13 protein-coding genes are annotated in these 13,377 nt (G+C 33.4%); 8 read left to right on the top strand and 5 right to left on the bottom strand.

The genetic code is table 11. The features are described 5' to 3' along the window. Window positions 1–138 precede the first annotated feature (138 nt). Both GLP24_RS10920 and GLP24_RS10915 read left to right on the top strand, forming a co-directional pair. Entirely contained in the window at window positions 139–357 is a 219-nt protein-coding gene (locus tag GLP24_RS10920; RefSeq protein WP_232575386.1) for a hypothetical protein, read from the top strand. Window positions 358–565: 208 nt separating this feature from the next. After that, on the top strand, window positions 566–1,186 hold the full coding sequence (locus GLP24_RS10915) for a hypothetical protein (RefSeq protein ID WP_232616011.1): 621 nt from the start codon (window positions 566–568) through the stop codon (window positions 1,184–1,186). Between the two features lie 48 nt (window positions 1,187–1,234). On the opposite strand, the gene GLP24_RS10910 is transcribed toward GLP24_RS10915, so the two are convergent. Next, entirely contained in the window at window positions 1,235–1,438 is a 204-nt protein-coding gene (locus tag GLP24_RS10910) for a hypothetical protein (protein ID WP_232599478.1), read from the bottom strand. 602 nt (window positions 1,439–2,040) lie between these two features. Between GLP24_RS10910 and feoB the strand changes: the two genes are divergently transcribed. Together feoB and GLP24_RS10900 are read left to right on the top strand one after the other, a co-directional pair. Next, window positions 2,041–4,371 (top strand): Fe(2+) transporter permease subunit FeoB, encoded by a 2,331-nt coding sequence (gene feoB, locus GLP24_RS10905; RefSeq protein ID WP_232616010.1) that lies wholly within the window; start codon window positions 2,041–2,043, stop codon window positions 4,369–4,371. Continuing rightward, the gene (locus GLP24_RS10900; protein WP_232616009.1) at window positions 4,371–4,622 is read left to right on the top strand and encodes a FeoC-like transcriptional regulator; all 252 of its coding nucleotides are present in this window, start codon (window positions 4,371–4,373) and stop codon (window positions 4,620–4,622) included. The genes feoB and GLP24_RS10900 overlap by 1 nt, the downstream gene beginning before the upstream one ends. Before the next feature lie 185 nt (window positions 4,623–4,807). Here the strand turns inward: GLP24_RS10900 and GLP24_RS10895 are convergent, their stop codons facing one another. Both GLP24_RS10895 and GLP24_RS10890 read right to left on the bottom strand, forming a co-directional pair. Continuing rightward, a complete protein-coding gene (locus GLP24_RS10895; protein WP_232616008.1) occupies window positions 4,808–6,007 on the bottom strand; it encodes an acetate/propionate family kinase in 1,200 nt (399 codons plus the stop codon). A 490-nt stretch (window positions 6,008–6,497) separates the two neighbouring features. Next, window positions 6,498–7,172: a CatB-related O-acetyltransferase gene (locus GLP24_RS10890; RefSeq protein WP_269154987.1), complete on the bottom strand. Its 675-nt coding sequence runs from the start codon at window positions 7,170–7,172 to the stop codon at window positions 6,498–6,500. A 76-nt stretch (window positions 7,173–7,248) separates the two neighbouring features. Between GLP24_RS10890 and GLP24_RS10885 the strand changes: the two genes are divergently transcribed. After that, on the top strand, window positions 7,249–7,710 hold the full coding sequence (locus GLP24_RS10885; RefSeq protein WP_232616007.1) for a hypothetical protein: 462 nt from the start codon (window positions 7,249–7,251) through the stop codon (window positions 7,708–7,710). A 42-nt stretch (window positions 7,711–7,752) separates the two neighbouring features. Here GLP24_RS10885 and GLP24_RS10880 read toward each other — a convergent pair whose 3' ends face one another. Continuing rightward, the gene (locus GLP24_RS10880) at window positions 7,753–8,181 is read right to left on the bottom strand and encodes a hypothetical protein (protein WP_101769354.1); all 429 of its coding nucleotides are present in this window, start codon (window positions 8,179–8,181) and stop codon (window positions 7,753–7,755) included. Between the two features lie 462 nt (window positions 8,182–8,643). Between GLP24_RS10880 and GLP24_RS10875 the strand changes: the two genes are divergently transcribed. Continuing rightward, a complete protein-coding gene (locus tag GLP24_RS10875; protein WP_101770250.1) occupies window positions 8,644–9,072 on the top strand; it encodes a YhbP family protein in 429 nt (142 codons plus the stop codon). 400 nt (window positions 9,073–9,472) lie between these two features. Then, window positions 9,473–10,186, top strand: a complete 714-nt coding sequence (locus tag GLP24_RS10870; RefSeq protein WP_221943000.1) for a helix-turn-helix transcriptional regulator — start codon at window positions 9,473–9,475, stop codon at window positions 10,184–10,186. Between the two features lie 41 nt (window positions 10,187–10,227). Here the strand turns inward: GLP24_RS10870 and pdxH are convergent, their stop codons facing one another. Beyond that, window positions 10,228–10,866, bottom strand: a complete 639-nt coding sequence (gene pdxH / locus GLP24_RS10865; RefSeq protein ID WP_152653310.1) for a pyridoxamine 5'-phosphate oxidase — start codon at window positions 10,864–10,866, stop codon at window positions 10,228–10,230. A gap of 266 nt (window positions 10,867–11,132) precedes the next feature. Between pdxH and GLP24_RS10860 the strand changes: the two genes are divergently transcribed. Beyond that, the gene (locus GLP24_RS10860) at window positions 11,133–13,070 is read left to right on the top strand and encodes a bifunctional diguanylate cyclase/phosphodiesterase (protein WP_221943001.1); all 1,938 of its coding nucleotides are present in this window, start codon (window positions 11,133–11,135) and stop codon (window positions 13,068–13,070) included. The last annotated feature ends 307 nt before the right edge of the window (window positions 13,071–13,377 follow it).

Here is a 13,377-nt window from a genome sequence, read left to right as displayed (position 1 = left end):
ACTAACAATCATGCTATAGAATAAGTTATCAAAGCATATATTCTATCAATAAATGTGCCATTCCAAGCCCCATTGATACCGTCCCTGTTTCAGCAATAATCTGATCTCTTTCTTTAAAAAACAACTCTAAGTGAGGGTGTGAATAAGTGGCATCAATCGCAGCACCTTGTACTGGGCGACATCCCATGTAACAAAAAAACATTATGGCATAGTTTTACTCATGCTGTAATTGCCGCTAATAATGGTGAAGTCGTTCTATTTCCACATCATATGGTGATAACGACAATTAATAAAAAAGGGGTTATTGATCATCTTTTAGCTCAACGAGATAAATACTTATCGTTTACCTATTTATAAAACAACAGTATTAACTTTACATCCTCTATTAATTAACTTATTGCGTATGAAACAATTTAATAGCTTTTAGTAAAAGTCTTTTACTTATTTATACTTTGTAATAACCAATTAATTAACCTATTATTCGCACCTACTCACAGGGATCGTAACTAATTGATTTAATCAAATAATATTCAAAGGATAATTATAAAAAATAAATTGTGAGATTATGACTGAACATTTTAAATATATTCTTATGAAATTCATTAATTTCATTTTTATTCTAATTCTTGTTACGCTACCTATTCTTACTGTTCGTTACGATGTCTTAACGTTACATAATAATATAACAGAACAATCACTAACAGAATGGAGTGAAGAAATATTATTAACTATTACAGCGGGATCTTTTTTGTTTATTAGCTTCACAGATAGAAAATATCATCATGGATTTATATTAATTTCAGCTTTCTTTTATTGTATATTAATTAGAGAACTCGATTCATTTTTTGATAATTTAGTCTTTCATGGATTTTGGGGTTATCCAGCGATAATCACTGCAATTACAGCACTTTATTACTCGATACAAAAACGAGAAAATACACTTAACACATTATATTTATTTGTAAAAAACAAAAACTTTCCAATATTATGCATTGGATTAGCCATTATTTTTGTATTCTCTCGATTATTTGGTATGGAAGTTTTTTGGCATCAAGTAATGAATTCTGATTTTCAGCGTATTGTAAAAAATATTGCGGAAGAAACTACTGAACTATTAGGTTATACAATAATAACGTATGCTGCAGTTAATTATATTTTTTCATTCAATAACAAATTAATAATTTAACATTATCGTCAGCCATAAATAATTATGGCTGATTTTCTGATAAAACAATTAAACATTAGATGATTCAATACTCATCTGTAATACATCTTCACCCGCCACAGCAAAATGTAACTCAATACTACCTTTCGAGGTGATATTTTTTATTAATTTTATATCATGTTGACTATATTGTTTTAAAACAAGCTCATGAATTTCAGAAATTAATTTATCTTTATCCACTGTAGCTGTATTTTTTTTGCTCTCAAACCACATAAAACATTTCACACACTGATTATAAACACAGTGATAATAAACTAAAACAATCGTTTTCAAAAACACATAACTGTTAACAAATATTAACCGCATCGCAAATGTAACCATAAAAAATAACAATTGGGTCAAATTAGGTACTATTCAGATTAAAGCATGATTTTTGAATGTATTAAAACTTACCGCTTATAACATCTCACCGTTGCGTCATGGACTAAAGTTAACATTCCCCTTTAATTAACGGCATGATACCGACAATAGGTATCATTTAACAAAAATAAATAGACAACTAAATGTAAGCCATTTTTATTAACTATTCTTCATTTCAGTAATAACAATAAAAGTTCACTACGTTAATCGTATCCTTAATATATAAAAGATTTCATTCTTAGTGTGTAATAATTATGCCTAAAAAATCAGTATCCATAATAAATAACTCATATTTTTCAAATAATATTTGACGGTTGCTATCAACCCCGATATAAATGTAATTGATAGCTATTTACATTTATATTAAATAATCAAACTAATAACGTTAATATACTTTTAATCTCAATTTTATTAGCTACTTTTCCTATTATCAGACTATGTTCGGAGAAATAATAATGGCAAATAGTATTGCCTTATTGGGAAACCCAAACTGTGGCAAAACCACATTATTTAACATTTTAACGGGTTCAAGACAACGCACCGGTAACTGGGCTGGTGTAACCGTTGATAAAAAAGAAGGACTTTATCACTACCATAACCAAACTGTTACGGTGGTAGATTTACCTGGTATTTATTCAATGAGCTCCTTTGATGAGCAAGGATCTCTTGATGAACAAATTGGATGTGAATATATTTTAAGTGGTGAAGCGGATCTTGTGGTTAATATTGTTGATGCCGCCAATATTGAACGTAATCTCTACTTAACATTACAACTACTTGAAATGAATGTTCCCTGTCTAGTTGTGCTCAATATGCTAGATATTGCTCGCCAAAAAAATATTATCATCGATAGTGAAAAATTATCTGCTCAACTTGGTTGCCCAGTCGTCAGTTTAATTGCAAATAAAAACAAAGGTGTCGAGCCATTAAAAGCAGCAATAGAAAAACAACTTATTACGCCTCAATTATCTCAATTTAAAACAGAATTTCCAGCACCGTTACATCAAGCAATCACACAATTAGCAGCAGAAATCCCTGCCACATTAATTGCAAATAATAATAAAGAATGGTTAGCATTACGACTACTTGAATCTGACATTTCAGCACAACATCATGTTATAAATACGAATATTCCTACTCACGTAACACATTATCAACATTCACTTTATCAAACATACCATGAACAGCCTGATTTATTAATTGCAGATGCTCGCTATCAAACCGTCGCCAACCTCATCCATCAATGTACCTCTCATGAACAGGCAACACAGCACAAATTAACCCAATGGATCGATTCTATCGTCCTTAATCGCTATCTAGGATTACCCATATTTTTGTTCGTCATGTATTTAATGTTTTGGTTTGCAATTAACATTGGTGGCGGGCTCCAACCTATTTTTGATCAAGGCTCAGCCGCAATCTTCATTCATGGTACTGCGTGGCTATGCCAATATCTCGGTTTTCCTGTTTGGCTAACGGCTATTTTGGCACAAGGCCTTGGCGGTGGTATCAATACAGTAATGCCATTTATTCCTCAAATAGGATTAATGTTCGTATATCTTTCGGTATTAGAAGACAGTGGCTACATGGCACGAGCAGCCTTTGTGATAGACCGTTTGATGCAGTCGATAGGATTACCGGGTAAGTCATTTGTACCCTTAATTGTTGGATTCGGCTGTAATATTCCATCAATCATGGCCTCACGTACGCTTGAAACACCAAGAGATCGCATTCTAACCTCAATGATGGCACCGTTTATGTCTTGTGGTGCTCGATTAGCAATATTTGGGGTTTTTTCTGCGGCATTCTTTCAAGGCATGGGCAGCTTGATTGTTTTCTCTCTTTATCTATTAGGTATTTTGGTTGCAGTACTGACGGGTTTTATACTAAAGAAAACATTATTAACCGGAGAACCATCGCCCTTCATAATGGAATTACCGACCTATCATGTACCCAGTGTTAAAACGACATTAATTCATAGTTGGAGTCGTTTACGGGGCTTTTTAGTAAAAGCTTGCCGACTTATCATTCCTATTTGTATGATTGTGATGGCGCTAAATAGTGTTACGTTTTCTGGACGAGTTATTGAACCGGGTCAGCAACAACAGTCAGCATTATCTGATATTGGCCGTTGGGTAACACCTGTCTTATCCCCTCTGGGAGTGAGTCAACAAAATTGGCCTGCAAGCGTTGGTTTATTAACGGGTTTCTTAGCTAAAGAAGTTGTCGTTGGTACACTTAATACCCTTTATAGTGCTGAATTAGCCAATAAGCAGATCATTGATGGATCACACTCGTTCCATCTATTCGCTGAATTAAAAACAGCATGGCAAGATACGATTAATGGTGTAGTGAATAGCTTTTCATTAACTACGCTTAAAAATCCAATCAAAGCCAGCGAAGCTGATGGCACCATGAATACCACCTCAATGGGGCAAATGCAGAATCAATTTGGATCAATGGCGGGCGCATATGCATATTTAATTTTTGTTTTATTGTATGTGCCATGTGTATCGACAATCGGAGTTATTGCGAAAGAAATTGGTCGTAACTGGGCTTGGTTTTCTACTTTCTGGGGAATCGCTGTTGCTTATGCATTAGCGATAGGTTTCTACCAAACTGCAACCTTTATGGCACATCCAATAGCCACCATCAGTTGGGTGATTTTTGCAGTATTACTACTCACCAGTTTCATTGTTGGAATTCGTTATTTAAGTAAAAAAGTTGATTGGCAAATGTCAATTCCAACCACAGCACCACAACATAAAAGTGGAGGATGTCATTAATGACTAGCTTAATTGCCGTGAGAAATGCGATACGAACAGCGAAAATCATTTCACTAATTCAGCTCACCAAAAAATTTAACAGTGAACCACAATGGCTATTGATATTACTTGATGATTTAATCAAAAGAGGAAAAATAGAACGTTGTGAGCCAATAAAAACATGCAGTCAAGAGTGCCAAGGGTGTCAAACAAACCCACAAGATATAACTTATCGCTGGCGTGATGAGGAAATAATCATCATAAATATTTAAAAATACCAACATTCTCCGCCTAAAAAAATGCTGTAATGCTGTATACCTAATAATTAATAAGCATTAATACGCAAAAAAGCAAAACGGCTTTAGACATATGTCCAAAGCCATTTTCCTGTTCACTATATTCTGCGTTCCACTTCAGAATATCATCTTAGCGTTCCATCTAAGATGCTTACAACTACTTATGCTTCAGCATTCAGTAACGCTAGTGATTGCTGTGCAATCACAAATTCTTCATTGGTTGGAATAACCATCGCTAATGGCGTATTTGGCTGGCTAATAATACCTTCAGCGCCAAAACGAGCCGCTTCATTACCCGCAACATCTTCACAGTAACCAAAAATCTTCAATAAACGCATAATTTCACGACGTACAGGTAATGAATTCTCACCAATACCGCCAGTAAAGATAATACCGTCTAGTTCATCTAATGCGACCATATAAGACGCGATATATTTCGCAGCACGGTAACTAAAGACTTCAAATGCAAGTTTAGCGTCATGATTCCCCGCGTCCATTGCTTCAATAATGCCACGACAATCGCTAGTTAAGCCTGAAATACCTAAGAAACCAGAGTTGCTAACAAGTTCGTTATGTAAACGTTCTGGCGTCCAACCTTTCTTTAATAAATATTCAAGAATACTTGGATCAATATCACCGCAACGTGTGCCCATCATCAGACCAGCAAGCGGGGTGAAACCCATTGAAGTATCAATACTCTCACCATTTTTAACAACACATACAGATGCGCCATTACCAAGGTGAACCGAAATAAAGCTTGATGCTTCAACAGGTTTATTAATTCGTTTCGCAGCTTCACGAGTAACATAATAGTGGCTTGTGCCATGAGCGCCATAGCGACGAATATTATATTGCTGACAAACTTCTTTAGAAATTGCATAAGTATATGCTTTTTCTGGCATGGTTTGGTGGAAAGCCGTATCAAACACAGCAAACTGTGACAATGTAGGGAAAGCTTTTGCTGCGGCGCGCATACCCAAAACATGGGCAGGATTATGTAACGGAGCTAAATCGCTCAACGCTTCAATATCAACCATTACTTGCTCATCAACATGAACAGTAGAATTAAACTTAGTTCCACCATGCACAACTCGATGACCAATTGTCACGATATTGTCTTTCATACCAAGCTCATCAACTAAAGCAACAATACGATCAATTGCTTGCTGATGATGACCATCAAGGCCATTGAGTTTGAACTCTTGTTTTACACCGTTAACTTTCCAGCTAACAACGGCTTCAGGAAGATTAAAACACTCACCAAGACCACTTAACGTAGCTTCACCGGTTACTGTATCAATCAATGCGAATTTAAGTGAAGAACTACCAGAATTGATTACAAGAACTAAAGAATTGCTCATGGTTATCTCATCAGAATATTTAAGGGCGAATTTCGGATTTATTAACAACATCCAGTTTTTTTTTACTCAGTTCAATGCGTAATATTCATTTAACTCAGTAAGTATATTCTACCCCATACTACTCAATTTTTTTTTAATGTCTCAACTTTTGTTTCAAAAACCACTTAAAAATTTAAATTTTACTGGCTTAGATCAATTTAAAGACTAAAAATCGATTTAATTCGCATAAATCTGCACCATTTAATCAAATTAAGTTGAATTTAATATGTAAATTTTTTCATATTTTAAGCTGTCATTAATAACAATACGTGAAATTTCAATCAAAAAGTTCAAATAAACGTCATTTTAGCGCTATTATTTCAATCGAGTGATGGCATAGACTTAATAAAAATAATATTACCAGCTATGCATTCTTACAGCGAATACTAAATAGTAAGAAAACATTACCGATCACAAATAATTCGCTTTTTTTAGAGTCAATAACAAATTATTAATCTGCTGATGGATTATCCATTGTTATATAATAATCATAAAGACGATCAATATTGGCACTACACATAATTGCCATTGCTGCTTTTAACTGTGATTGTGACCAATTCCACCATTGCATTTCAAGTAATAAACTAATTTGCGGCACTGTAAATCGTTTTTTAATACACCGTCCTGGATTACCCACAACGATCGAATAAGGGTCAACATTTTTAGTAATTACTGCACGAGTTCCAATAACAGCACCATCACCAATAATAACACCCGGCATAATCACACATTCAGCGCCTAGACAAACATCATTACCAATAACAGTATTTCCTGCTCGTTCGAAGCCACTTTTTACTCCATCACCAAATTCAGCAAAATCAAACGGAAAAGATGAAATCCAATCATGTCTATGACCTTGATTACCGGCCATCATAATTACAACGCCACTGGCAATTGAACAAAAGCGACCAATAATGAGTCTATCAACATCACCAAAAACACCCGATTGCCACACTTCATTACTTGATTGATCACCTAATAAATAATGAACACATTGATCTTCAAAGTGATCCTGATGGTAATAGCCTGAATAATAGCTATAATCACCCACCTCTATATTTGGGTTAGTAATATGTTGCTTAATTTCATAACCGCCAATCCAAGATGGAAAAATATTCAACGCCATAACTCGCTCCTTGATACTCAACATTTACCACAAAACAGCATATCATAACTGAAATACTCATTATGATGGATCAACTATGACACTCAATCATTTACACAATGCTTACTTAGGTGAGCTTTATGGTATTAGCTTTTTTACTACATTTATTGAACAGTATAGTGACAATAACTGTAACAACAAATTGCAAGCCTTATTAAAGATTGAAATAATTACCGCAAAAAAGTTAAAAATAGCATTAATTCCATTAGGTATAACATGCCCAAATTATGATCAAAAAATGGCACAAAAAGGGGTTGAAGATGCAAGTAAATGGCTACATCTACCATGGACTGCATTAATTGATACGATGGTTGCTTGGGTTGCTCCTTATCAACAACGTTATCAACAGCAGGCTAAAAATGCACAACAACACCAAAAAATATTTAATTTAGTTGCTGACCATGAAAATGCTATTTATTACTTTTTAGTTGCGGAACAAGCTAATTCACCTGATAGTCTGCAAATATTACAGCGCTTCATCGATAATCATACGCTATAGCGGGAGTATGGTTAGCTATAAAGCAAAGAACCGGTGGCTCTATTATTTAATCATCACTTGATAACTTACTCGTGTCGTAACACCAGCCTCAAGTTCGCCAAATAATTGCCAAATAATGCCACCCTGATACCCAGAATCGTTAAGACCATCAGGCGTCAAAATTTGGCAACGCAATGACGACGGTAAATAACTATTGCTACAATCAATGATCGCTGTCGACACCATAAATAGAGGAATAGCCGCAGAAATATTAATGTTTGAAATAGCACTATTGGTGCTATTAACAACATAAATATTGTATTCAATCACATCGCCAGGCTTAGCATCGATCAAGGTTGATGCTTCACTACGTTGCGTAATATTTGTCACTGTTTTAGTTAGAACCACATTCTGAAAGGTTGAAGCGTACACAGTATAACTAGTTAAATTTAATGAAAAAAAAACAAAAAAAACACCAATATACTTCAACATAATTCCGCCTTTATAGACATTCATCATAAATAATAAATTTATTACTTATGATTTTATTGTCTCATTACTTATTCATTGTCTTATTTCTAAGAAAAAAACGACAAAAGCAGTAACAGAACGATGATCAAGATACGATTTTTTACGGGGAATGTAACTTCAACTAAAATCTACTGGCCAATATATGGTTAACTAAGGCAAAAACAAGCTTACATTGATGGCACTAAACCAACTATAATAATAAAAACATTTATAAACAATGTGTTAAAAAAAACGATATCTTAAATTTTCAATGATTTTATCGATCCCTTGATCATCGTTCCATGACCTAATAATTTTACTTATCACACTCCTACCTTCATAATATCTACCATTAATTATGTATAATTATTCATTTTTATTAGGCTATAAAAATAAAAACAATCACCTTTTGTGTATAATTTAATAAATAGCTCGAGGTATATAATGGATAATATCAAACATATATGTAACTTTATAAAATGTAATCACCTGTTAACACTATGTGTAAATAATTCTTCTGATCTATGGTGTGCTAATTGTTATTATGTTTTTAATTCAAATGAAATGTCACTATTTATAATGACAAGTGAAAATAGTAAACATAGTCAATTAATGATACTCAATAATAATATTGTTGGTACCATAGCTCCTCAACCAAAGAATATAATTGATATAAAAGGTATTCAATTTCAAGGTCATATTGAAAAGCTAATAAATAAAGATTCAGAAAAAGCAAAAAATCTTTATTACACTATTTTTCCATCCGCAAAGTTTATTTCCGCACCAATTTGGAAAATAAAACTAACGATGATAAAAATGACAGACAATAGCTTAAGTTTTGGTAAAAAGCTTATCTGGCACAATAATGTCTAAAAAGACATACAGACGAGCATGACTAGCAATACTAAATCGTAATGTCAACGGGTGATTTCCCCCCTATTTTGTTGCCTAAGGCTTATATATAGTTACCATATTAATATTTTAACCACACTGGTAAATATTAATACTTATCCGTAAGGATAAAATCAATAAGGGTTGTAATATGTACTATCAAATAACAACGCTTATTGATTATCTCTTCTACACGTCGTACAGGATTATACTCTCAGGAGTCTAGGTTCTTTTTTTGCCGATCGCTATGATCGGCTTTTTTTATTCAATACATTTTCGCTTATAAAATGAGCATTATATGGTATATATATTTACCCAATGTAATAAACTCATTACAATTAACGAAAGTTATAATTAATAATAGACATAAAGCTCATAATAAATGGACACTCATAGTACTCACCCCTCATTAGATATATTGAACCAATTACCTGGTTGTTGGGGTTGTAAAGATATAAATTCAGTTTTTGTTTATGTTAATGAGGAATACTCTAAAATCATAGGTTTTAATAATCCACTAGATTGCATTGGTTTCACTGATTTTGATATTCCTCATTTAAGCGATAAATATGCATATATATTTCAACAACAAGATTTGCAAGTAATGACAACCGAAAAACGGTTACGTATACTTGACATTCATCCGTACGCAGATGGATCTTGGCGAGTACATTTATTTACAAAAACAGCATGGCGAGATAACAATAGTAAAATTATTGGGACTATTTTTTCAGGTATAGAACTAAAAGACACTTCTTTACTTGAAATTGGACATTGGCTTTGCCGTTCTAGCGAGATCAAGTACCAACAAGAAAAAAGTAATCATTTTAATAATCAACAATTAAACATTTTTCTTAATACACGCGAATCAGAAGTATTATTTTTACTACTGTACGGTAAAAAACCGCAATATATCTCCAAAACATTACAATTAGCAGTCAAAACTGTTGAAAACTATGTTGTTCGATTACGAGACAAATTCAATGCTAATTCAAAAGGTGAATTGATTGAATTAGCACTTGATGCTGGCTTTGGTTCTCATATACCAGAAAGTATGTTGAAAACACAGCAATCGATTATATTACGAGAATATTAATAACATTAGCGGAGTACAAATTACTCTGCTAATTCATTAGCTTATGGTGCTAAACGTTCGACATCCCAGTTATTATTGTTACCACGTAAATAAATAAAACGATCATGTAATCGATGTTCACCACCTTGCCAAAACTCAATCGACTCAAACTTAACTCTATACCCTCCCCAGAAACTAGGAAGAGGTACTTCACCTGCTGCAAATTTCTGTTTTAATTCGAAAAATTTCCCTTCTAAAGCCTGACGAGCAGAAAGCCGAGAACTTTGTTTACTTGCCCAAGCGGCTATTTGACTTTCTTTAGGCCTACTTGAAAAATACTTCATTACTTCAAGAGTTGATAATTGTTCAACATAACCAGTAACATGTACTTGGCGCTCAAGCATATGCCATGGAAAATGTAAGCTTATTTTATTATTTATACGTAATTGTTCAGCCTTACGACTACTCAAATTAGTATAAAAAATAAAACCTTCATTATCGATATCTTTTAATAACACAATCCGTTGAAAGGGTTGACCGTCAGCATTAACGGTCGCAATAGTCATAGCGGTAGGATCAGGCAAATTAGCATCAACGGCTTGTTGAAGCCACTGATTAAATAAAACAAGTGGTTCACTTGGCAAATCATCACGACGTAAACCGCCTTTAGTATATTCTCGACGAATATCAGTCAAATCCATTTTCTCTCTCCTCGTTAAAAACACTTAATAATTAATACCTACATCATCATGAATAACTGAATAAAAGCTCTTCTAAATTGTAAACTCTCGTTTGTTGCAAAAAGAAATAGACGCATTTAGCGAAAAACAACTTTTGTTAAGAAACAATCAACTGTATATCGCTGAGTTTTGATAAATTATATCAATCAGATATCTTCATCTTCAGCATCTCTCTATCAACCATTTACTCATTGAGTGCTGCACTTAACTTTTTTGGTGCTCAAATTATGACACTTTTCAAACGACAAGTTATTAGTCTAACCGTATTAGTTTGCTCTGTTGTTAGTGCAATTACTGCTCAACAACTTTATTCAAGCTATTCAACATTAAAATATCAACATATCATAACGTCACAAGCAGATATTAATCGAGCTTTAGTTATACTACCCCAAGCATTTACAAAACTAAATGCGCCTATCGTGTCAGAAAACCAAGAAAAAAAATTATCCATCATCATTAATCAATTATTTCCAAAGACTAATTATAGTCAGATCAGCCTTACATCAACTGACGCTTATCAGCTTGTTCGTCAAGATAATATTATACCCACTACTCACTCGCCAAATTGGTTTCAACACTTATTTAAAATTCCATCTCATACTGAACAACGAATAATCGAGCATAACGATCAATCATTAGGTTTATTAACAATAACCGCACAACCAATACTTAATTATCAACAACTATGGCAAATAAGTACACATACTGTATTGGCAAATATCATCATTGCAATTATCTCTAGTTTACTTGTTTATTTTATTTGTTCTAAAAACCACGCAACGTTAGCCCGATTAACACTAAGAGCTAAAACAATAGAGAATTTAAATCAAGCACCACTATCCATACCCAACGAATCAGATTTAGCCATTATTGTGCGTGCATTTAATAAAATCTGTTACCAATTAGATGCTAATTTTAAAAATCAAGCAGATGAAGCAATGAAATTAAGGCAACAAGCTTATCTCGATAATATATCAGGCTTAGGTAATCGTAGTTTTTTTATTCACCAACTCAGTTCATGGCTCAATGAATCCTATAAAGGAGGATTAGGACTAATTCAAACTGATTTAATCAATGAATGCTATCAAAATGAAGGATTCAAAAAAGGCGATGAGTTAGTAAAAACTATAGCAACACGATTAAATGAAGTATTAACCTTTAATGATGTAACCCTTGCTCGCCTATCTAAAGATGAATTTGCTATTCTCATTCCTAATATATCGATTGAAAAACTGAAAATTTGTAGTAAATCATTAATAAATGTTTTTAATGATTTAAGTACCAATACTATTAATGACAATGTCGCAATTGGCTTAGTCTTTAATGAAAATAAAAGTACACCAAGTCAGATATTAACCCAACTGGATAATGCACTAACGCAAGCAAAAATAATGCCTAATGAATCAATGGCAATCATTAAAGATATAAATAACCAAATAACGCTGGGAAAACAACAATGGAAAGCATTACTTGAAGAAGCCATTAGTGAAGACTTGTTTATTTATAAATATCAACCCGCCACTTTATCAAATGGTATAAATTATCATTATGAGGTTTTTACCGCGATTAAGAAAAACAATAACTACTATTCAGCAGGTATGTTTTTAGGGGCGATAGAAGACTTAAAAATAGGAAGTTGGTTTGACCGACATGTTATTGTTGCAATCATCAATAAATTAAATGCCGATAGAACAATAGGCCCCTTCGCAATAAATATCACCAATAGTTGTATTAATGATCCAAGCTTTATTCGTTGGTTAGATAATTTATTACAAAAGAATACATTACTCAGCTCTCGACTATTTTTTGAAATTCAAGAAATCAGTTGTATCAAACATCCAGATGCGACAGGTATTTTATGTTCTATTATTCGTAAATACGATTTTGGTTTTGGTATCGATAACTATGGGCGTAATTTTCAATCTTTAACCTATCTAAAAGAGTTGCAACCTAATTACGTAAAGATTGATTACGTATACACTCACCAATTGAATGATCAAACAAAATCAGCGGTATTATCTTCAATTTGTAGAACTGCACACAGCCTTAATATTAAAGTGATCGCAACTCGAGTAGAAACCGAAACGCAATTAGAACGGCTATCTGAATTATTCGTTGGCGGCTATCAAGGATTCATCACAGAGAAGCAATCACAACCCGCATAACTTATTTACAGTGTAAATTTAAAACCATAGATAAAGTCTATTTACAGTGTAAATAGACTTTCCCTTTTATTGCTTTACAGTGTAAATCTCAAACGCTCCCTTTAGTACTTCCTATCCGTATTACGTATTTACAGTGTAAATAATTATCCTCCCTACGTACAAATAAGCATCTACATGCATATAGTACTACTCAACATATTTTACTACATACACTTTATTTTCTATCCCTGATATAACAAACTGAATCAATGGTTGTTAGCTATGGTTGTTAGCTATGGTTGTTAGCTATGGTTGTTAGCTATGGTTG

The organism is Photobacterium carnosum (assembly GCF_021236965.1).
GTDB classification, from domain to species: Bacteria; Pseudomonadota; Gammaproteobacteria; order Enterobacterales; family Vibrionaceae; genus Photobacterium; species Photobacterium carnosum.
The sequence above is the reverse complement of the archived record's forward strand: the minus strand, read 5'-3'. Positions and strand labels throughout refer to the sequence as shown.

Coding starts and splice junctions, on each gene's coding strand:
- GLP24_RS10915 (WP_232616011.1), top strand. CDS start 566: ATGACTGAACATTTTAAATATATTCTTATGAAATTCATTAATTTCATT.
- GLP24_RS10910 (WP_232599478.1), bottom strand. CDS start 1,438: ATGTGGTTTGAGAGCAAAAAAAATACAGCTACAGTGGATAAAGATAAA.
- feoB (WP_232616010.1), top strand. CDS start 2,041: ATGGCAAATAGTATTGCCTTATTGGGAAACCCAAACTGTGGCAAAACC.
- GLP24_RS10900 (WP_232616009.1), top strand. CDS start 4,371: ATGACTAGCTTAATTGCCGTGAGAAATGCGATACGAACAGCGAAAATC.
- GLP24_RS10895 (WP_232616008.1), bottom strand. CDS start 6,007: ATGAGCAATTCTTTAGTTCTTGTAATCAATTCTGGTAGTTCTTCACTT.
- GLP24_RS10890 (WP_269154987.1), bottom strand. CDS start 7,172: ATGGCGTTGAATATTTTTCCATCTTGGATTGGCGGTTATGAAATTAAG.
- GLP24_RS10885 (WP_232616007.1), top strand. CDS start 7,249: ATGACACTCAATCATTTACACAATGCTTACTTAGGTGAGCTTTATGGT.
- GLP24_RS10880 (WP_101769354.1), bottom strand. CDS start 8,181: ATGTTGAAGTATATTGGTGTTTTTTTTGTTTTTTTTTCATTAAATTTA.
- GLP24_RS10875 (WP_101770250.1), top strand. CDS start 8,644: ATGGATAATATCAAACATATATGTAACTTTATAAAATGTAATCACCTG.
- GLP24_RS10870 (WP_221943000.1), top strand. CDS start 9,473: ATGGACACTCATAGTACTCACCCCTCATTAGATATATTGAACCAATTA.
- pdxH (WP_152653310.1), bottom strand. CDS start 10,866: ATGGATTTGACTGATATTCGTCGAGAATATACTAAAGGCGGTTTACGT.
- GLP24_RS10860 (WP_221943001.1), top strand. CDS start 11,133: ATGACACTTTTCAAACGACAAGTTATTAGTCTAACCGTATTAGTTTGC.